The organism is Chitinophagaceae bacterium, from assembly GCA_016713085.1.
Classification (GTDB): Bacteria; Bacteroidota; Bacteroidia; order Chitinophagales; family Chitinophagaceae; genus Lacibacter.
In genome coordinates this window covers 1,041,554-1,061,710 of record JADJPV010000001.1, presented here as the reverse complement: position 1 = coordinate 1,061,710, position 20,157 = coordinate 1,041,554, and the positions used below count along the sequence as shown (strand labels likewise).

Here is a 20,157-nt window from a genome sequence, read left to right as displayed (position 1 = left end):
AGTTACAAAGGTAAATTACAATTGGATTGGTTATTCAGTTTTTTAAAACGCAGATGATAAAGAAAAAGTATCTTCAGCGCATAGATTATATGGCATGAAAACCTCAACTAACAAACTCAACCTGTTCTCCTTTACTATGATCGTTGTAGGTCTGGTGATTGGAATGGGTATTTTCCGAACGGCAGCCACCAGTGCAAAGGATGCCATTGTGCCTTCTGTTTATTTCAGTGCCTGGATCATTGGCGGATTGGTTGCCTTATGCGGTGCATTGACTTATGCTGAGATCGGCAGCCGTTATCCTGTTACAGGTGGTTACTACAAAGTGTTTGCACAGGCATATCACCCCAGCATTGCCTTTGCCATTAACTGTTTAATATTAGTCAGCAATGCAGCCAGCTTAAGCGGTGTTGCATTGATCGGAAGCGGTTATTTATTAAAATTATTTCCCGGCGAATGGAACGACATGCACAAAGCGTTGGTAAGCTGCGGAGCCATTCTTCTTTTTTATATCATTAACCTGCGAGGATTAAAGATCAGCTCAACTGCACAGAATATTTTAATGGTGATCAAAATCGCTATGATTCTTGTGCTGATTGCGGCTTTGTTTTTTCCTGATAAATATGCAACTGTTATTCCGGAACCTTCAGCTCTTCAAACTGCTGCATCATTCAGTTATTTCGACTGGGTAAAAAGTTTGGGTGTAAGTCTTATTGCTGTTTCCTTTACCTACGGAGGTTATCAGCAAACGATCAACTTTGGAAACGAAGTACAGAATCCAACCAAAAATATTCCCCGTGGTATTTTTATGGGCATTGCCATCATCATTGGTTTGTATTTACTGGTGAACATGAGTTATTACAATCTTGTTGGCTTTAACCAGATGAAGGGTGAACGGGAAATTGCTTATGTAGTGATTGATAAAATTTTCGGTACAACCGGCGCTACTGTTTTTTCTGCTTTTCTTTTCCTGGGTGTACTGGCTTATGTAAATGGTTTGCTCATGAGTAATCCCCGTGTAATGTATGCAATGGGTGAGGATGGAAGTTTACCGAAGCTTTTTGCCAAACAAAACGAAAAGAACAATGTGCTTACTTTTTCGCTCACCATCTTTGCGGCCATGTGTTTGGTGATCCTGTTTTTTGCACAGGAGTTTGAAAAAATATTAACCTTCACTATTTTTCTTGATTGCTTTGGAATGGTGCTGAGCAGTGCAACGATCTTCTGGTTTCGTAAAAAAACAAAACATCTTGATGGCACAGGCATTTATAAGATGAAACTGTTTCCATTAATGCCGCTCATCTTTATGGCTGCCTATTTATTTGTTGGCATCAGTATTTCCGTTGCTGATCCGGCCGCAGCATTAACAGGGTTGGCTGTTTTGGCTGTATTTGTGCTGATTTATTTTTTATTCCATAAAAAGAAAGTTCAATAACATGTTACAGAAACTGCGTACGGTTATTTATCATGTAAATGATTTGGCAAAAGCAAAAGAATGGTATACCGCCCTTACAGGTGTCCAGCCTTATTTTGATGAAGTATTTTATGTTGGGTTTGATATCAATGGTTTTGAACTCGGTCTTGACCCTGACATGACGAATGTGAAAGAAGGGAGCCACAGTACGGCTTACTGGGCCGTGGAAGATATTCATGCAGCAGTAGAAAAAGCAATTGGGTTGAAAGCCAAACTGGTTTCACCAATCACCAATGTTGGCGGCACCATTGAAGTTGCTGTTGTAGAAGACCCTTTTGGAAATTCAGTTGGATTAATTACAGGAGCTTAATGAGGTTCTATTAAATACTACTCCTGATATTTCTGAATCTTTCCTTCATCAGCGATGGATTTCTTTTACTATGAATCACACCATAAACATGTATGATGTTTCCTTTTATTTCAAAGAATACCAAGTAGGGAAAATTTTTAAGAAATGCTTTCCGGGTGCTTGCTGTAACGTTTGTATGAGCAGTAGGATTTTTAAAAATACCATCTAAACATTCTTCGAGGTGGCTTTGGAAGCGATTACCTAACCCGGGCGATTGTAAATCATACCAGCAGGCAATTTCAATCATGTCTTCTGCCGCTAATTCATGGATAATTAAAGTGAACTCCAACGATTGTTCATTTTTTCTTTCACTTCACTCCAGGAATAGGTTTTTTGAGTGCCGGCATTTATCTGCTGTACTCTTTTATTAATAAAATCAATTTGTGCCGGTGAAAGTTGTGCTTTTTCCAGTGGCTCATCTTCGAGATGATCCTGTATAGCTTCCATTATTTCAAGCTGTTTTTCTTTGGGAAGTTTTAATATTTCTTCAATAGTCGGCATGTAATAAATTTGATTCCACTAATTTACAATAATATTTTCTATCAATACAATGGATTTATCCTACATCCTTAACGAACTGGGCGAAGAACGTGAGCATTATTTCAATGCCGTTTCGCCGCCCATCATGCAAACGAGCAATTTTGCGTTTAAAAAAAGTAGATGATTTGCGAAGTGCTTTTGCAGATGAAATGAGCACTTATCTCTACAGCCGTGGGTTAAACCCAACGGTTGATATCCTGCGTAAAAAACTGGCGGCTTTAGATGGAGCTGAAGACTGCTTAGTGTTTAATAACGGTGCAGCTGCCATTTTTGCGGCAGTGCTTGCCAATGTTAAAACAGGCGATCATATTGTGAGTGTCAGTAAGCCCTACACATGGGTGCAGCGCATGTTCGATGTTATTCTTCCACGTTTTGGTATTACCACTACTTATATTGATGGAAGAAAAACAGAGAACTATATTGAGGCAACAAAACCCAATACAACCTTTTATTATCTCGAAAGCCCCAACAGCTGGGATTTTGCTTTGCAGGATATTGAAGCGGTGGCAGCCTTTGCAAAACAAAAGAACATCATCACCTTAATTGATAACAGTTATTGCACGCCACTTTATCAGCAGCCATTACAGATGGGTATTGATATGGCCATGCAAACAGCAACCAAGTATATCGGCGGACACAGTGATACATTGGGCGGGGTGCTATGCGGCAGTCATGCCATGATGAAAAAGATTTTCGACAGTGAGTACCTGAATATCGGCAGCGGAATTCAGCCCTTCAATGCCTGGTTACTCATCCGTGGATTGAGAACTTTGCCTGCCCGTCTGGAACGCATCAACCGATCAACCCAAAAAGTGGTTGCTTTTATTAAGAATCATCCGGCTGTTTCGTCCATCATTTATCCATTTGATGAAAACTTTGACCAATATCAGCTGGCGAAGAAACAAATGAAGGAAGCTCCCGGTTTATTTACCTTTTATTTTAAGGCAAGCTCCCGGCAACAGATTGTAACTTTTTGCGAAAGCCTGCAACATATACAAATGGCAGTAAGCTGGGGAGGCCATGAAAGCCTGTTATTACCGAGGTGTGCAGCTTTACAGGATGAGGATTTTGATGCCGCCAACCCCGAGCATCAAATGGCCAGAATTTATGTTGGGTTAGAAGATCCTGAATACCTGGTTGCTGATCTTGATCAGGCTTTTAAAGCTGCTTTTTAAAGTAAAAGAGTTAAAAACAAAGAATGTTCAGGAAATAGTCGGCTTCACAGTTAAACCGCTAATCAAAATTCAATACATTCGTGCCCCTTAGAACCTATTTTTGTTATATGAGAAAAATTGTTCCGGCATTGGTTTTAACAGCAGCCCTGTTTTTATCTGTGCTTCACCTATCAGCCCAGGATAAATGGGATCTCCGCCGTTGTGTGGATTATGCTGTTGCAAACAACCTCAACATTAAGCAGGCCGATATACAGGCAAAGATTGCCTCCCTTACTCTGGAGCAAAGCAAATTGCAGCGCTGGCCCAATGCTAATTTTCAAAACAGCAACGGTTTTCAGTTTGGCCGATCAATTGATCCTGCAACTAATGGGTTTACGAACCAGCAGATCACTTTCTCACAGTATCGATTTTCTTCCAGTGTGAGTTTATTCAACTTCAATTCGCAAAAGAATCTTATTCTCGGGAATCAACTCGATGTAAAGGCCCAGATTGCAGCAGTTGAAAAATGGAGAAATGATATTTCGCTGAGCGTTGCCCTTGCTTACCTGCAGGCACTCCTGTCAAGAGAGCAGTTAAATATTAGTGCAGTACAACTAAGTCAAACAAAGGAACAGTTAGTATATACAAAAAAACTGGTTGATGCAGGAAGTTTGCCCGAACTGAATGCTGCTGAACTGGAAGCTCAGCTGGCAAGAGACAGCAGTACCTATATTGTCGCTTCCACAACCTATCAATCGAATATACTGAGTTTAAAAATATGGATGAATTATGACCCGGCATTATCCTTTGAACTGGATACGCCCCCGGTTGATATGATTCCGGTTGAAACATTTGCTGAGTTACAGCCCGACTTTGTATATAAGCTTGCACTTGAGAATATGCCCTTGCAAAAAGTGAATCTGCTGCGTTTACAGGCATTGGAAAAATATCAAAAATCGGCAAGAGGTAATATGTATCCAACCATTGGAGCATTTGGAAATCTTAACTCCGCTTATTCAAGTGCCTTAAAGAATTTGCCGAAGGGTGCAAATGTTCCCATTACCATTCCAATTGGATATACAGGAGCAGGCACACCCTCCAGCCCCAATGTTTTTACACAAACTTTTGTTCCCGGAGCCTATTCTAAAGCAAATTTTGCACGGCAGCTTGATTTTAACTTCCGTCAGTCAATCGGCATCAGTTTAAATGTTCCCATCTTTAATGGTGGACAGGCAAGAACAGCATGGCAGCGCAGTAAACTGAATTATCAAAACCAGCAAATACAGGTTGATAAGGATAATCAAACACTCAAGCAGGATATTTACAGCGCATATATTAATGCTACAGCTGCTTTTCAGCGTTACCAGGCATCGGTTAAAACAGTTGCAACTGCAGAATATTCATACGATCTCACAAAGAAAAGATATGAAGCAGGTTTGTTACGCACCATCGACTTAATTACCAATCAGAATAATTTATTCAGGGCAAGACTGGAAAAGGTTTCCAACCAGTTTGATTATGTGTTCCGTATGAAACTGCTTGAGTTTTATAAAGGGCAAGGGTTAAAATTATAAGCGATAAAAAATTAATTAACAGGCATAACATCATTATATGAGTAAGAAAATTTGGTGGATCATAGGAATCCTTGTTGTAGTAATCGTTGCACTGGTTGTACTGAAAAAAACCGGGGCGGTTGGTAAAGACGAAGCCGTGAAGGTTGCAACTGAAAAAATCACTAAGCGAACAATCATTGAAACAGTAAGTGCAAGCGGCAAGGTATATCCTGAAGATGAGCGCAAGGTGAGCAGTGATGTGAGTGGTGAAGTAGTTGAAATGTATGTGGAAGAGGGCGACAGTGTTCGTAAAGGACAGATACTCGCCAGGGTATTTGCTGATGTACTTACTTCTGCAAGAGACCGTGCATCTTCTGTTGTAAATCAGCAGCAGGCGCAGGTTGGAAATACAGAAGCATCCATTGCATCTTTTGAAGCAAGACTCAACCAGGCTAAACAGAATTATGACCGCCAGAAAAAATTGCTCAACGATAAAGTTATTTCTAAATCAGAGTTTGAAACAGCCGAAAGTCAGTACCTCACTGCACAGGCCGATCTGAATGCAGCACGTCAAACAGTAAAAAGTACCAAAGCAGGTGTGCAGAGTGCACAGGCAAGTTTAACAGAAGCAAATAAAAACCTGTCACGTACTACAGTGATTGCACCTATGAACGGGATTGTTTCATTACTGGCAGTTAAAAAAGGGGAACGTGTAGCAGGTAACAGTTTCAGTTTGGGTACAGAAATTATGCGTGTGGCAGATATGAGTAAGATTGAAGTAAGAGTTGATGTTGGTGAAAATGATATTCCGAAAGTAAAAATTGGCGACAGTGCCATCATTGAAGTAGATGCATACAACGACCGGAAATTTAAAGGAGTGGTTACGCAAATTTCAAGCAGCAGTACATCTGCACAGCAACAGGTAACAACTACCAGTGATGTAACCAACTATAAAGTGTATATCCGTATTGATCCGGCTTCTTATGCTGATTTAATTGATCCTGCAAAAGGAAAAAATCTTCCTTTCCGCCCGGGTATGAGTGCAAGTGCTGATATCATGACTACAAAACATGAAAATATCGTGGCTGTTCCAATTCTTGCGGTAACCACAAGAGATAAGAGTGAACAGGCATCAAAAACAAAAGCAAAAGAAGAACAGGACAAGAAAAAGGCACAGGGCCAGGATGCTTCTGCAACGGAGAATGCTGTTATGACAGATGCAATGGAAGAAGTGGTATTCATTATTCAGAAAGACGGCACTGTAAAGAAGGTTGCCATCAGAACCAATATACAGGACAATGAATATATTGAAGTAATGAGCGGACTTAAAGAAGGCGATGAAGTAATCAGCGCTCCATACAATACCATCAGTAAAACACTGAAGGATGGCATGAAAGTGAAAGTGGTTCCCAAAGATAAAGTGTACGAAGACAAGTAAAACCGAAATAAGCAAAAGAATCCCGCCCCAGAGGCGGGATTCTTTTTTCCCGGATATATTGTACAGAAAAAAATATGGAGATTAAAGGAAGAAAAAAACATTCAAAGCACCTGAATAAAGCCCGAATCAGTATTTTACATGTTCTTAATGTAACTGCTTGAATAAGGAAGAAGTAAAAAATAAATTTGCCATGATTGGCAGCGGAAGCTTTGCAACTGCGTTGACAAAGATCCTGAACGACAATAAAGTGCCAGTGCATTGGTTTGTACGCAACCAGCATATTGTTGAGCATGTAAAGAAGTACCGGCACAATCCAAGCTATCTGCGTTCTGCCTCTTTTAAAACAGAGCTGCTTGAATTAAGCACTGATTTAATTGAAACGATTGAGCATGCGGAATACATTATCCTTGCCATTCCATCGGCTTATGCAGAAGAAGTGCTGGGCAGCCTTACCAAAGAATATTTTTGAAGGAAAAAAATCATCTCTGCAATAAAAGGCATTATTCCCGGCAGGAATCAATTGCTCAATGATTACCTGAAAAATGAATTTGAATTTGATATCAACGATTACTACACCATCATGGGTCCCTGCCATGCAGAAGAAGTAGCTTCTGAAAAATTATCTTATCTCACTTTTACCGGTCTGCACGATAAAACAGCTCAATGGATTGCTGATCAGTTTAAGAATTATTATATCAACACCGTCATCAATGATGATGTGTATGGTGTGCAGTTTGCCGCCATCTTAAAAAACATTTATGCATTGGGCAGTGGTATTGCACACGGACTTGAATACGGCGATAATTTTTTAAGTGTGCTTATTGCCAATGCTGCTGATGAAATGGCGGGCTTCCTGCGCAAAGTGGGTATCCGTAATATTGAAGTGGGTGTACATAAAGAACCGATACCCGGTGTGCAGCTCTTAAAAAAATCATTCAGCAAATCGGCTAACTATGCAGCCAGTGTGTATATGGGCGATTTGCTGGTAACCTGTTATTCGATGTACAGCCGTAACCGCACTTTTGGAAATATGATTGGCAAAGGATTTACGGTGAAATCAGCACAGCTTGAAATGAATATGGTGGCCGAAGGATATAATGCCAGCAAAAGTTTTTACAATATCAACAAGGAAGTGGGTGCCGATATGCCCATTGCCAATACCGTGTATAAAATTTTATGGGAAGATGTGCCACCAGCTGTTGCTTTTGAGCAGTTGGAAGGGGAGTTGATTTAGATATCTGTCAATATAGATAAATAAGGCAGATTCTTTTTAACATAGTTTGTTCTTAAATAATTTTATGACTATTCTTTTTGTGAAACTATATGAAGAATATAAACGTGTTAATGCGCCTGATCCGGAAGGCAGACTGGTTTTGTACGCCACATATTTTACCTTAATGAGTTCCTATGCAATATTTCTTCCTTTGTGGAATGTTATTGAAGCAATTCTTTTTGATGGCCGAATTGGAGTTAATCCAATTTTTCTTTTAGCTTTTAGTTTAATTATTTGCGTGGTGGGATACAAGTTTATTTATAAGAAACTCTTTCGTCAGAATAAAATGGGTAGGCTACAAGAAAAATATCAGCATTATTCAATAAACAGAGTTTTGCTTTATTTTATAGTGGTGACCCTCCCCATTTTTCAATTGTTTTTAGGAATGAGTATCGGGATAATTTTAACAGGGGGCGAAATTCTAGGTACAAGATTTCAGGGATTGATTAGGTGAACCAATGCTATGTTAAAAGTTGCTTGATTTTTAAAAGATGCAGCTTGTTGATGTAACTTTATACAAACAAAAAGACATGCCAGTTTCATTTACAGGTTTTGGTGGTTGGGCGCTGCTGCTGATGCTGGCAATCGGTATTGTTCATCATCTGCTTACCCAACGCAACGCAAAGAAACATTCGGTTGAATAAGTTTTCAGCTGATTTGTTTTTCTTCGTCTTTCCCATACAGTTTAATCAGTAATGCAAACCTGTAATAAAACAGGATAGAAACAGCCATGAACAGGTGACTGATATCGTTATAATTAAACCAGCGGTTCAGGCTCAGCTTTAAAGCATGACAAAGAATAGCACCAACTCCGGCTGCTGTTGCGTACAACAAATACTGAAATGCCTTTTCTTTTGTCTTCAGGTACACATACAGTTCAAAACTGAACACCACTATAACCAAACCATAAGTAGCGTGCAGTTCCACATACAGAAAATCCAGCTTTACTAGGGAGAGCGTCATAAAAGTGAGGATCTCAAAAATATTCAGCACAGAAAAAAAACGGCCAACATTTTTATTCATCAATGGCCGGCTGTGGGAAATAACAGCCCGCTCAAATGCTGCTACACCCGCCATGCTGATATACCAGCCGGGAATCTTTCCATACAATCCGGTTGCATATAAAAACGCATGACCAACTACACCACCAATAATAGTTGCCCAGCCAATCAGCAGAAAAAAATAACCGATATATCGGTGAGTGAAAGATTGATTAAGGCCTCTTTTTTTTAAACCATAGTATGCATAAAAGCAGGCAAGAGCAATGAGCAGGTTGGTGAGAACTGTAAAGGGTTCAAGGATGGTAATGCCGAAGAGATGAGTCCTGGGCATGTCGGCTAAATTCGAAATTGCTTCGTACATGCGGGTTTTATTTTAGCAGAGACTTCACTAAATTTAAACAAGCTTTTCCATTTTTTAATGAATTCATTCTCAGTGCAGCTCTGTTTCTCCGTTACTCTGTGTTGAGCTAATCGAAGAATAATTCAGCAGCAATTTTATCAGCAAACAATTTTCCTTCACCTGTTAAGACAAGATAATTATCAGCTTCCATCAGCCAACTCTTATTTACAAATGAAATGGATTCTGCTTTCAGTTGTACTGCATACTTTTCTCCGAATTTTTCCTGTACAAGATTCAGATCACAACCTTCCATCAATCGCAGACTGGTCATAATATATTCGTTCAACTGCTGTACAGAACTCAGCTCTTCTTTTTCAAACGGAATACTATTTTGCTGTAATGATTGAATGTACTGCTGATTGTTTGCCACATTCCATTGGCGGCTGTTGCCATTGAATGAATGAGCCGATGGTCCAAAACCGAGATAATGTGTGCCGTGCCAGTAACTGCTGTTGTGTTTGCTCCGGTGGCCGGGCTTTGCAAAATTGGAAATTTCGTAATGTTCAAAACCAGCCAGCTTCATTGTTTCCATCAGCATTATGAATTGACGGCTCTGCTGTTCCGGATCAACATCCACTTTCTGATGAAGACGAATCTGTTTATCCAACGGAGTTTTTTCTTCAACCGTTAAGGCATAACAGGAAAGATGGGTGATGTTTTGCTGCAATACCCAATTCATATTCTGTTTCCACTTATCGTCTGTTAAACCGGGAGTACCATAAATTAAGTCAACGGTGAAATTATCAAAACCTGCGGCTCTTGCTTTTTGAATCACCTGTTTGGCATCGTTAGCAGTATGTGCCCTGTTCATCCATTGCAGGTCTTCGTCAAACAATGATTGAATACCGATGCTGAGACGATTGATACCGGCAGCTTTCCACACTGCAAGTTTTTCATCGGTTACATCATCCGGGTTGGCTTCTAATGTTATTTCTGCATCGGGAACAACCCCAAACTGTTCATGAACTTTGTTCAGGATTGATTTTACTTCTTCGTTGGAAAGTAAACTGGGAGTGCCTCCCCCAAAATAAATTGTTTCAATTACCCGGTTCTCTAAATAATTATTTGCAGACTGTAATTCAATCTCCTTCAATAAAGCAGCAACAAAATCGTTTTTATACCGCAGACTTGTACTGAAATGAAAATTGCAGTAATGACATGCCTGCCTGCAAAAGGGAATATGTATATAAATACCCGCCATTATGTTTGAAATGTATATTGTTTCCTTTCCGGCTTGCCTTCGCTGCAGCTTCGGCGAAAGCAGGCAGGTGAAACCTGTTTGCAAAAAGAGATATGAATGTATATTCCGGCCAAATGAATGCTTAATTTTATCACTTATGTTGATTCAGCAAAACTAACCGTTCGTGCATCAAAAAAGCAAAGCTTCTTCCAGGTATCTTCTTCTTTCATGTATTTGCTGCATGATTGTATTTGCTTTGCAGGCGCAAAAAAAATATCCTTTACAGTATCGTTTTACTGATACTGCTGATGTTTCTGTTTCACTTGCTCTGCAAACCGCCTTTGATGATAAAGGTTCCTGCAGCCAGTATATTTTTCAGCTTCCTCAATTGCTGCAGAACAAAGGTTTTGTAACTGCATCTGTTGACAGTGTGCAGATGGATACCACTTCAGCCAACATACTCATCTTCCTGGGTAAGAAATACCGCTGGGCCAAACTCAATATCGACTCTCTTCCACAGGAATTATTAAACAGCGCAGGCTACAGGGATAAGAATTTCAAACAGCAACCGCTTGACTTTGCTGCTGTTCAGCAATTGCAGCAACGCTTACTTGATAAACTAGAAAATGCCGGCTATCCTTTTGCCAATATTTATTTAGACAGTTTTGATTTGCAGGAGGAAGGAGTGAGCGCTGTTTTGAAAATGGAAAAAGGTCCTCTTTACAGAGTTGACAGTATTCGTGTTTATGGCGATGTAAGGATCAACAGCCGGTTTCTGCAACGTTATCTTGAAATTCCTGATGGCTCTGTTTACCAAAAGCAAAAATTACTCAGCATCAGTTCTAAGCTTTTGCAACTGCCTTACTTAACCGAAGAACAAAAATGGAACATGAGTTTTTTGGGAACAGGTTCAATTATTAACCTGTATTTAAAAGAAAAAAAGAGCAGCCAGGTAAACGGGTTGATTGGTTTTCTACCGGCAACAGATCAGCAGGGGCGTAATAAGTTATTGGTAACAGGTGATTTTAATCTTAATCTCCGTAATAGTTTTGGTTTGGGAGAAGCATTGAGTGTGGTATTTCAGCAGGTACAGGTTCAATCACCACGGCTGCAGTTAGGTTATCAGCAACCCTTCTTGTTTGGTTCTCCATTTGGTGTTGATTTTTCTTTTGACGGGTATAAAAAAGATACCAGCTTTCTCAATATTAACCTGCAGTTGGGTGTTCAGTATTCTTTTGGCGGAAATAAAAGCGGAAAAATATTTTACCAGCAGTTTATTTCCAATCTTCTTGATGTTGATACCATTGCTATTCGTAACAACAGGCGGTTACCTGATCAGATAGATCAGACAACATCAAACATTGGAATCGAATATGAATGGTTCAATACAGATTACCGGTTTAATCCACGCAAAGGGATTGATATGAAGCTTACCGGTTCTGCTGGTATCCGGCGCATCAGGCAGAATAATAATATCAGCAACATTAAAGATCTGTCCAATCCAGGTTTCAACTTTCAGTCCCTGTATGATTCACTGGGTACAAAAGCATATACATTCCGCTTTAGAGGGAATGTGGCTAAATATTTTAAGACCGGTAAGCAAACAACATTTAAAACAGCTTTAAATGTGGGTTTGGTACAAAGTCCACGCATCTTCCGGAATGAACTGTATCAGATCGGAGGGTTTCGCCTGCTGCGTGGATTTGATGAAGAAAGTATTTTTGCATCGGCCTATGCAGTTGTAACAGCTGAGTATAGAATCCTTATTGGATTGAACAGTTACCTGTATGCATTTACAGATGGAGGATGGGCACAAAATCACAGCCAGTACGCCCATACTTCCAATACTTATTTCGGCACAGGGTTAGGGCTTGCTTTTGAAACCAAAGCCGGTATTTTCAATATTGCTTTTGCTGCGGGCAAACGAAATGATCTCTCCTTTAATCTCAGGCAAAGTAAAATTCATTTCGGTTATGTGAATTTTTTCTGATGGATAGTTTGGCTTGCATATTTTTGCAGCAACCGATGCGTTTACTTTTACTCATTTCTGCTTTGTTTTTTTGCTGTAATTCTTTTGCACAGGATTCAACTGTTGTAAAAAAAGTGGCAGATACACTGGTTACGGATACTGCTGCTGTTACAGCAAAAGTTGATTCGGTTAAACCCATTGTTATTACTCCTTCATTTGATTCCTGCCGGAATTATATTTTGCGCAACCTGGTAAAACTGAACCTGTTTGGAAAGCCTGAGTTTTTTATTGAAAAGGAAAAACAGGCCAATGAAAGGGAGTGGTTGTTTTACTATATTCTTGGATTGTCCTTACTGTTTGGTTTACTCAGGTTAACTTATCTCCGGTATTTTAAAGATCTGTTCCGTGTATTTTTCAGAACCTCATTAAGGGTAAACCAGATCAGGGAACAATTGGTACAGTCGGGATTGCAGTCTCTTTTATTTAATATGCTGTTTGCAGTTTCTGCAGGCACCTATGTTTATCTGCTGGCAGCTCATTATAAGGTATCGGTTCAAATACCCGATTTAATGATTCCTGTAATTGCTTCTGCCATCGTTGCTGCCCTGTACCTCGGCAAATATATTTTCCTTCGTTTCAGCGGCTGGCTCTTCAGTATGCAGAATGCCACAGAGGCTTATTCCTTTATTGTATTCCTTATTAATAAGATCATCGGTGTTATCCTTCTGCCGTTTATCATCATCATTGCCTTTGCCCAACCTGTGCTGGTAGATGTGGCTATTACTGCTTCACTGGCAATTATTATCGGGCTTTTTCTGTACCGGTTTTTAAGGGCCTACAATCCAATTCAGGCCGACCTGAAAGTGGGACGGTTTCATTTTTTCATTTTTTTCCTTGCTTTTGAAATTGCCCCACTGCTTGTGATATACAAGGTCTTCATTCAATTTTTGTAAATAATTGTACATACCTTTGCAGAAATTTTCCAAGAACACGTATGGATAAACACGTTGTGAAGGCAAATAAGGAAAAGGGCGTTAAACACGTTCTTATAACGCAACCAAGGCCCGAATCTGAAAAGTCGCCCTACTACGACCTTGCCAGAAAATACAACCTTGAATTATCTTTCCATCCGTTTATTCGAATTGAAGGGGTCCCCTCTAAAGATTTCAGGAAACAGAAAATCGATATTATCTCCTATACCGCTGTGGTTTTTACCAGCCGCCATGCCATTGATCATTTTTTCAGGATCTGTGAAGAGATGAGGATCTCCGTTTCGCAGGAAACAAAATATTTCTGCATCACAGAAGCTATTGCATTATACCTCCAGAAATTTATTTTATACCGAAAGCGGAAAGTTTTTTATGGCGCAGATGGCACCAATAAGAGTTTGTTTGATGTGGTGAATAAGCATAAAAGCAATGAAAAGTTTCTGTATCCCTGCAGCGAAAACCTAGATAATGAAATCATGGGCTGGCTCCGCAATAACAATTGTGAATTTGCCACACCAATTTTGTATAAGACCATCAGCAATGATGTAAAAGATATTATCTCCACCGGTCAGTTTGATGTGATTTGTTTCTTTACTCCCAGCGGCGTAAAAAGCCTGTTTGAAAATCTTCCAAAGTATAAACAGAACGGCACGTATATCGGTGCTTTTGGTGCTAATACCTTCAAAGCAGTAGAAGAAGCCGGGCTAAAATTACAGATCAAAGCTCCCGATCCAATGGCTCCAAGTATGGTTTCAGCATTGGACAAATTCCTTGCTCAGCAGGGAAAATAACCCGTTCAAACCAGTTTTCTCTTTTTCTTCAACAAAAAATGTAGGTTTGATGTTCTACTTTTTTTGATGAATTCAACTATGCAGCATACCAACCGTCTTGCAAAGGAAAACAGTCCTTATTTATTACAGCATGCCCATAACCCTGTTGATTGGTATCCATGGGGCGATGAAGCTTTGCAAAGAGCAAAAGCGGAAGACAAGCCCATACTGGTAAGTATCGGTTATTCATCCTGCCACTGGTGCCATGTAATGGAACGGGAAAGTTTTGAAGACGAATCAACTGCTGCCATCATGAATCAGCATTTTGTCAATATTAAAATTGACCGTGAAGAACGCCCCGATCTTGATCATGTATACATGGATGCATTGCAGGCAATGACAGGCAGTGGCGGCTGGCCCCTGAATATTTTCCTCACTCCTGAATTGAAACCATTTTACGGAGGTACTTATTTTCCTCCTGTAAAAGCTCATAACCGTGGATCATGGAAAGATGTGCTGAGTGGAGTTTCAACCGCTTTTAACGAACGCAGATCAGAAATTGAAGCGCAGGCCAATGAACTGTTGGCTCATCTTGAGAATACCAATTCATTTGGTATTGAAAAAGGGATCAGTATTGGTATCCCGGTTGAAGAGCTGTTTTTGCAAAGACATGCTGATGAGATGTTTGCTAACATCATGCAGACCGCTGATAAAGAATGGGGAGGATTTGGAAGAGCACCAAAGTTTCCGCAAACCTTTACGATTCGGTATCTTTTACAATACTATCATTTTACAGGAAATAAGGAAGCACTTGAACAGGCCTGTTTGAGTTTGGATAAGATGATTGAAGGCGGTATTTATGATCATGTTGGTGGTGGCTTTGCCCGTTACAGTACAGATACAGAATGGCTGGCTCCGCATTTTGAAAAAATGCTGTATGATAATGCCCTTATCGTAATGGCATTGAGCGAAGCTTATCAATTAACAAAAAAGGAACTCTATAAAAAAACGATCATTGAAACCCTTCAGTTTGTTGAAAACGAAATGACTTCACCTGAAAATGGTTTTTACTCTGCTCTTGATGCAGACAGTGAAGGCGTAGAAGGAAAATATTATACCTGGACAAAATCCGAAGTTGATGCAATTCTGAAGAATGATGCTGATCTGTTTTGCCGTTACTATGATATAACTGATCATGGTAATTGGGAAGAAGTGAATATTCCCAGGACAAAGAAAGCGGCGGAGGTTTTTTGTACTGAAAACGGATTGGATGCAGTTGCCTTTGAAGCAAAGATGAAAAACTGTCTGCAGCAACTGCTTATTGAGCGGGGAAAAAAAATAAGGCCTCTGCTTGACGATAAAATAATTCTCAGCTGGAATGCACTCATGAACACAGCTTACAGCAAAGCGTTTGCAGCTCTGGGTATAGAAGAATACAGAACTAAGGCTGTGAGCAACATGTCTTTTTTAGTAAAGGCCTTTCAAAACAAAAGCGAAGCTGGGTTATTGCATGTGTACAAAGAAGGAGAGGCCAAATTCCCTGGGTTCCTCGATGATTATGCTTTTCTGATCCAGGCTTTGATCCATCTCCAGGAAATTACTTCAGATACCGGGTATCTTGAGAAAGCAAAAGAGCTGACCGAATATGTGCTGAAATATTTCATTGATGAGGAATCGGGTTATTTCTTTTTTACCCCGGAGGGCCAGGAAGATATTATTATCCGTAAAAAAGAAGTGTATGACGGAGCGGTTCCATCCGGAAACTCTGTTTTGGCTTTTAACTTAAATTACCTGGGTATTATTTATGATGAAGCAAACTGGAAACAGCAGGCCATCAAAATGCTGTCCGGTCTTCAGCAGGCCATTGTACGTTACCCCGGTTCTTTTGGAGTATGGGCAGCTGAAGTACAGAATTTTATTAAAGGAAATAATGAGCTGGCAATTATTGGAAAAGATTATCAAACCGGCAGGGATCTGCTTTTGTCTCATTATTCGCCAAACCTTGTTATCCAGGCGGCAGCAGAAAGCAACCGTAATTTCCCTTTGTTGAAAGAGAAAACTACGGAATATGATGAAACGATGTTTTACCTGTGCAGGCAGTATGTATGTCTTACACCAACGCCCAACCCCTTGATAATACAGGATCTTCTAAGTGAAATGACTTATTATACAATAAAATAGATCACAAATCGTTAAGGAAAAGAGTACCTAAAACATTTTGATAATTAAAAAATTAATATTAGCATTGCGATAAATTGTGAAGAATCTCCCTTGCGGAATTCTTACATTTGTCCAATACCTAATAAGAAAAAAATAAACTCTTAACAATGAAGAACCAACTGTTAAGTTGCTTAGCAATCGCCGCCCTATCCGTACTTGCTTCAAGTTGCGGGAAATCTAAATCGTCAACGAAGACTGCGAACAATGGTCAATTGGTTGGTGCCAACTATGGCTCTAAAACCAATAACAATACTCACTTGGGTATGGTCCATATTCCGCAGGGAACCTTTCACATGGGTCCCAGTGACGAGGATATTAACTACGCCTATACAGCACGTAACAGGCAGGTTTCTATCAGTGGCTTTTGGATGGATGCAACTGAGATTACCAACAGCGAATACAAACAATTTGTATTTTATGTACGTGACTCCATCGCTGCAACTGTGCTGGGATATATTGATCCCAAGACAAATGCTATTGACTGGAAAAAAGCGAATGGTATCTGGAAAGAAAAAAATGTATACGAAAAACTCGGTTCTATGATGATGGCACCGGACGATCGTATCATGGGTAAAATGGAAATTGACCCTGATAAATTAATTTACCAGGAAGAGTATGTAGACTATAAAGCTGCTGCATACCGCAAACCAAACGAACCCCGTTCTAAATTCATTATTAAAAATCCGGTAAAAATTTATCCTGATACACTGGTATGGGTTCGTGATTTCTCTTACAGTTATAATGAACCAATGAGCCAGCGTTATTTTGCTCACCCTGCGTTTGCAAACTATCCTGTGGTAGGTGTTACCTGGAAACAGGCAAATGCATTCTGCAATTACCGTACACATCTCCTCAACAGTTATAACGATACAAAAAATTACGCTACAGAATCAAACTACCGTCTTCCATCAGAAGCGGAGTGGGAATATGCAGCACGTGGCGGCCGTTCACAATCAATGTTTCCATGGGGTAACTATTATCTCCGTAACAGGAAAGGTTGTCTGATGGCCAACTTTAAACCTGGTCGTGGTAACTATCCTGAAGATGGAGGTTTCTATACAGTGCGTGCGGATGCATACTGGCCAAATGATTTTGGTTTGTATAACATGGCTGGTAACGTAGCTGAGTGGACCGGTTCACTTTATTACGAAGGTGGTTACAACTTTGCACACGATATGAACCCTGATATCCGTTATAATGCGAAGGACAGTGATCCTCCCCGTATGAAGCGTAAAGTTGTTCGTGGCGGAAGCTGGCAATCTGTAGGATATTTCCTGCAAACAAGTACACGTAACTACGAATACCAGGATACGGCGAAATCTTATGTAGGCTTCCGTTGTGTGATCGATTTGCCACCAACAATGCGTAAACGTTAATCTGCGTCTTTCTAAACATTCTTTATAAACCCAAAATTAAACCGGCAGAGTAAGAGCAAAGCTTTTACTCTGTCAGTTCTCATCTTTAATTCATCTTTTTAAAACCAATCTTATGGCAGTTTCTAAATCAACCGAAAAAATTACAAACATCATCGTATCAGGTGGTGCGGCAGTGGTAATCTTTGGTGCATGGGCAAAAATCCTTCACTTGTCTTTTGCTGATATCATGTTAACAGTAGGTCTGTTAACTGAAGCAGGTATTTTCATGGTATATGCTTATTTAGCTACACAGGGTTATGGTATGAGCGATCATGGTCATGATGCTGCTCCGGCCGGAACTCCAGCTTTAGCTTCTTTAGATAAAATGTTAATGCAGGCTGAAATCACTCCTTCAAGTTTAAAAAGCCTTGGTGAAAATTTCCAACGCCTCAACAATACAGTTGGTGGAATTAAAGATGTAAGTGATGTAGTTGCTTCAACAGGTGAGTTAAGTGCAAAATCAAAAGAAGCTGCACAGGTGCTCGGTAATATGAAAGAAGCTTACCAGCAGGCTGCTGCAACGGTTTCTTCGTTTAACCTCGCTGCAGAAGGTACAAAAGCTTACCACGAGCAGGTACAGGTAATGACCAAAAATCTTGGATCATTAAATACAATTTATGAACTGGAATTGCAGGATACTAACAATCACCTTAAAACAATGAACAAGTTTTACGGCAACCTGGCTTCAGCTTCTGAAGCAATGCAGGGAAGTGTTGATGATGCGAAAAAAGCACATGAACAAATTTCTTCGTTGGCCAGGAATCTTGGTACACTGAACAATATATACGGTAACATGATCAATGCAATGCAGGGACGTTAATCAACAGATGAACCGAAACTAATTTACCTGAATTAAAACCAAAATCCGAACATCATGTCATTACCTAAAGAGCCCAGGCAAAAGATGATCAACCTGATGTACCTGGTGTTAACAGCAATGTTGGCACTGAACGTATCAGCAGAAATCATCAATGCATTCAAAGTGGTTGATAACAGTCTTACATCAACCAATTCAGTGGTAGACAGATCTACCGGAACGATTATGGAATCGTTCAAAATAAAATTACAGTCACCCGAATCAAAGACAAAAGCAGAAGTGTGGATGCCTAAAGCGGAGAGTGCTGTACAATTAACAAAGACCCTTTTTGACTATATCGAAGGAATAAAAACAAAGCTAAAAGTTGAAGCTGGGTTTAATCCGGCTGATCCAAACTCTTCTTTTAAAGAGGATAATGTAGACGTTGCTACCAGAATTATGGATAAGCAGGGTGAGGGAGAAAAATTAAGAATTAAGCTTGATGAGTATAAGAAAGCAATGCTTGCTCTTGATCCTGAAGTTGGAAAGATGTTTGAAAAAACACTTCCTATCAACACAGAGATTCCAAAGATGAATAATACAAAATTGGGCAAGGTTACATGGGCATCAGCATATTTTCACATGACTCCTACTGTTGCCGCATTAACCATGCTGAGTAAATTTCAGAACGACGTAAAAACTACTGAAAACCGTTTAGTGAATGAATTTCACAACCGTGTAGGACAGGTAGTGGTTCGTTTTGATGCATTTGAACCAATTGTGGGTTCAAGTACCAGTTATCTGTTCCCAGGACAGGAACTCGAAATTACAGCCGGTTTAGGAGCATACAGTAAAACAAAACTCCCTACCGTATCAATTGGAGGATCTCCAATTGCCCTGAACGAAAAAGGGTTAGCTGTAAAGAAATTTAAAGTAGGAAGCACCAGCGGTTCTGTAAATGTTGTAGTAAACTATACAGATCAGGATGGTAATCCTCAGTCAAAAACCACAACCATTAACTATACTGTAGGTACTGCTACCGGCGCTTTTGTAAGTGCTGAAAAAGTACAAGTGCTCTACAATGGTTTGGATAATGTTTTGGCTGTTAGTGGTGGTAATGTAGGCGATGAAAAAGTAACCGTAAGTATTAATAATGGATCACTAACTAAAACTGGGCCCGGCCTCTATGTTGCTAAGCCAAATGCAGTTGGTAAAGCTACTGTAACCGTTAATTCTGATGGTAGGCCAAGCAGCTTTGAATTCCGTGTAAAAAATGTACCTGATCCGGTTGCAATGGTTGGTGCAAGTAAAGGTGGCCGTATGCAGTCAAACGTTTTCAAAGCACAGCAGGGTATCAGAGCCGAACTGGAGAACTTTGTGTTTGAAGGTGTAACATTCACTGTAACAGGTTATGTAATCTATTTAACTGGTGCTGGCTTCCCTGATCCACAGTTCAGACAGGTACAAGGTAACAGCTTTGCTCCTGTGCAGGATTTGATTAATAAAGCAAAGCCAGGCACAACAATTACAGTTGATGAGGTTCGTGCATCTGGTCCGGGTGGAAGCAGAAGAATTCCCGGTGTGTTTTTTAACCTTTATTAAAACAGGTAAGATATTATTTCTTTAAAAATTGCGTTAT

Annotated in this window: 16 protein-coding genes and 2 pseudogenes; 14 read left to right on the top strand and 4 right to left on the bottom strand. The window is 40.0% G+C overall.

Annotation, left to right across the window (positions count from 1 at the left end):
• Nucleotides 1-94: 94 nt before the first annotated feature.
• Entirely contained in the window at nt 95-1,432 is a 1,338-nt protein-coding gene (locus IPK31_05085; GenBank protein ID MBK8087360.1) for an APC family permease, read from the top strand.
• 1 nt (nt 1,433) lies between these two features.
• Nucleotides 1,434-1,781, top strand: coding sequence for a VOC family protein (locus IPK31_05080; protein MBK8087359.1), 348 nt, complete (start codon nt 1,434-1,436; stop codon nt 1,779-1,781).
• Nucleotides 1,782-1,791: 10 nt separating this feature from the next.
• On the opposite strand, the gene IPK31_05075 is transcribed toward IPK31_05080, so the two are convergent.
• Nucleotides 1,792-2,109 (bottom strand): type II toxin-antitoxin system RelE/ParE family toxin, encoded by a 318-nt coding sequence (locus tag IPK31_05075; protein ID MBK8087358.1) that lies wholly within the window; start codon nt 2,107-2,109, stop codon nt 1,792-1,794.
• Nucleotides 2,094-2,321, bottom strand: coding sequence for an addiction module protein (locus IPK31_05070; protein MBK8087357.1), 228 nt, complete (start codon nt 2,319-2,321; stop codon nt 2,094-2,096). Before IPK31_05070 ends, IPK31_05075 begins: the two co-directional genes overlap by 16 nt.
• 49 nt (nt 2,322-2,370) lie before the next feature.
• Here IPK31_05070 and IPK31_05065 point away from each other — a divergent pair.
• From IPK31_05065 to IPK31_05045, 5 genes and pseudogenes are all read left to right on the top strand, one after another.
• A pseudogene (locus IPK31_05065) lies at nt 2,371-3,535 on the top strand (PLP-dependent transferase).
• A 107-nt stretch (nt 3,536-3,642) separates the two neighbouring features.
• Nucleotides 3,643-5,088, top strand: a complete 1,446-nt coding sequence (locus IPK31_05060; GenBank protein ID MBK8087356.1) for a TolC family protein — start codon at nt 3,643-3,645, stop codon at nt 5,086-5,088.
• Between the two features lie 37 nt (nt 5,089-5,125).
• Nucleotides 5,126-6,505 (top strand): efflux RND transporter periplasmic adaptor subunit, encoded by a 1,380-nt coding sequence (locus IPK31_05055; GenBank protein ID MBK8087355.1) that lies wholly within the window; start codon nt 5,126-5,128, stop codon nt 6,503-6,505.
• A gap of 190 nt (nt 6,506-6,695) precedes the next feature.
• Nucleotides 6,696-7,739 (top strand): annotated as a pseudogene (locus IPK31_05050) (NAD(P)-binding domain-containing protein).
• A gap of 64 nt (nt 7,740-7,803) precedes the next feature.
• Nucleotides 7,804-8,232: a hypothetical protein gene (locus IPK31_05045; protein ID MBK8087354.1), complete on the top strand. Its 429-nt coding sequence runs from the start codon at nt 7,804-7,806 to the stop codon at nt 8,230-8,232.
• A gap of 194 nt (nt 8,233-8,426) precedes the next feature.
• On the opposite strand, the gene IPK31_05040 is transcribed toward IPK31_05045, so the two are convergent.
• Together IPK31_05040 and hemW are read right to left on the bottom strand one after the other, a co-directional pair.
• Nucleotides 8,427-9,140, bottom strand: a complete 714-nt coding sequence (locus IPK31_05040) for a hypothetical protein (GenBank protein ID MBK8087353.1) — start codon at nt 9,138-9,140, stop codon at nt 8,427-8,429.
• Between the two features lie 106 nt (nt 9,141-9,246).
• Complete coding sequence (gene hemW, locus IPK31_05035; protein ID MBK8087352.1) at nt 9,247-10,380, bottom strand: radical SAM family heme chaperone HemW; 1,134 nt, start codon at nt 10,378-10,380, stop codon at nt 9,247-9,249.
• A gap of 163 nt (nt 10,381-10,543) precedes the next feature.
• Here hemW and IPK31_05030 point away from each other — a divergent pair, with 163 nt between their 5' ends.
• From IPK31_05030 to gldM, 7 genes are all read left to right on the top strand, one after another.
• Nucleotides 10,544-12,349 carry a hypothetical protein gene (locus IPK31_05030; GenBank protein ID MBK8087351.1) on the top strand — a complete coding sequence of 602 codons (1,806 nt, stop codon included), beginning with the start codon at nt 10,544-10,546 and terminating at the stop codon, nt 12,347-12,349.
• 35 nt (nt 12,350-12,384) lie between these two features.
• On the top strand, nt 12,385-13,281 hold the full coding sequence (locus IPK31_05025; protein MBK8087350.1) for a DUF4271 domain-containing protein: 897 nt from the start codon (nt 12,385-12,387) through the stop codon (nt 13,279-13,281).
• 41 nt (nt 13,282-13,322) lie between these two features.
• Nucleotides 13,323-14,108, top strand: coding sequence for a uroporphyrinogen-III synthase (locus IPK31_05020; protein ID MBK8087349.1), 786 nt, complete (start codon nt 13,323-13,325; stop codon nt 14,106-14,108).
• Between the two features lie 78 nt (nt 14,109-14,186).
• On the top strand, nt 14,187-16,268 hold the full coding sequence (locus IPK31_05015; protein ID MBK8087348.1) for a thioredoxin domain-containing protein: 2,082 nt from the start codon (nt 14,187-14,189) through the stop codon (nt 16,266-16,268).
• A 146-nt stretch (nt 16,269-16,414) separates the two neighbouring features.
• Nucleotides 16,415-17,683 carry an SUMF1/EgtB/PvdO family nonheme iron enzyme gene (locus IPK31_05010; GenBank protein MBK8087347.1) on the top strand — a complete coding sequence of 423 codons (1,269 nt, stop codon included), beginning with the start codon at nt 16,415-16,417 and terminating at the stop codon, nt 17,681-17,683.
• Between the two features lie 112 nt (nt 17,684-17,795).
• Nucleotides 17,796-18,542, top strand: a complete 747-nt coding sequence (gldL, locus tag IPK31_05005; protein ID MBK8087346.1) for a gliding motility protein GldL — start codon at nt 17,796-17,798, stop codon at nt 18,540-18,542.
• A 54-nt stretch (nt 18,543-18,596) separates the two neighbouring features.
• Nucleotides 18,597-20,120: a gliding motility protein GldM gene (gldM, locus tag IPK31_05000; GenBank protein MBK8087345.1), complete on the top strand. Its 1,524-nt coding sequence runs from the start codon at nt 18,597-18,599 to the stop codon at nt 20,118-20,120.
• The last annotated feature ends 37 nt before the right edge of the window (nt 20,121-20,157 follow it).

Coding starts and splice junctions, on each gene's coding strand:
- hemW (MBK8087352.1), bottom strand. CDS start 10,380: ATGGCGGGTATTTATATACATATTCCCTTTTGCAGGCAGGCATGTCAT.
- IPK31_05020 (MBK8087349.1), top strand. CDS start 13,323: ATGGATAAACACGTTGTGAAGGCAAATAAGGAAAAGGGCGTTAAACAC.
- IPK31_05055 (MBK8087355.1), top strand. CDS start 5,126: ATGAGTAAGAAAATTTGGTGGATCATAGGAATCCTTGTTGTAGTAATC.
- IPK31_05025 (MBK8087350.1), top strand. CDS start 12,385: ATGCGTTTACTTTTACTCATTTCTGCTTTGTTTTTTTGCTGTAATTCT.
- IPK31_05060 (MBK8087356.1), top strand. CDS start 3,643: ATGAGAAAAATTGTTCCGGCATTGGTTTTAACAGCAGCCCTGTTTTTA.
- gldL (MBK8087346.1), top strand. CDS start 17,796: ATGGCAGTTTCTAAATCAACCGAAAAAATTACAAACATCATCGTATCA.
- IPK31_05080 (MBK8087359.1), top strand. CDS start 1,434: ATGTTACAGAAACTGCGTACGGTTATTTATCATGTAAATGATTTGGCA.
- IPK31_05070 (MBK8087357.1), bottom strand. CDS start 2,321: ATGCCGACTATTGAAGAAATATTAAAACTTCCCAAAGAAAAACAGCTT.
- IPK31_05010 (MBK8087347.1), top strand. CDS start 16,415: ATGAAGAACCAACTGTTAAGTTGCTTAGCAATCGCCGCCCTATCCGTA.
- IPK31_05040 (MBK8087353.1), bottom strand. CDS start 9,140: ATGTACGAAGCAATTTCGAATTTAGCCGACATGCCCAGGACTCATCTC.
- IPK31_05045 (MBK8087354.1), top strand. CDS start 7,804: ATGACTATTCTTTTTGTGAAACTATATGAAGAATATAAACGTGTTAAT.
- gldM (MBK8087345.1), top strand. CDS start 18,597: ATGTCATTACCTAAAGAGCCCAGGCAAAAGATGATCAACCTGATGTAC.
- IPK31_05085 (MBK8087360.1), top strand. CDS start 95: ATGAAAACCTCAACTAACAAACTCAACCTGTTCTCCTTTACTATGATC.
- IPK31_05015 (MBK8087348.1), top strand. CDS start 14,187: ATGCAGCATACCAACCGTCTTGCAAAGGAAAACAGTCCTTATTTATTA.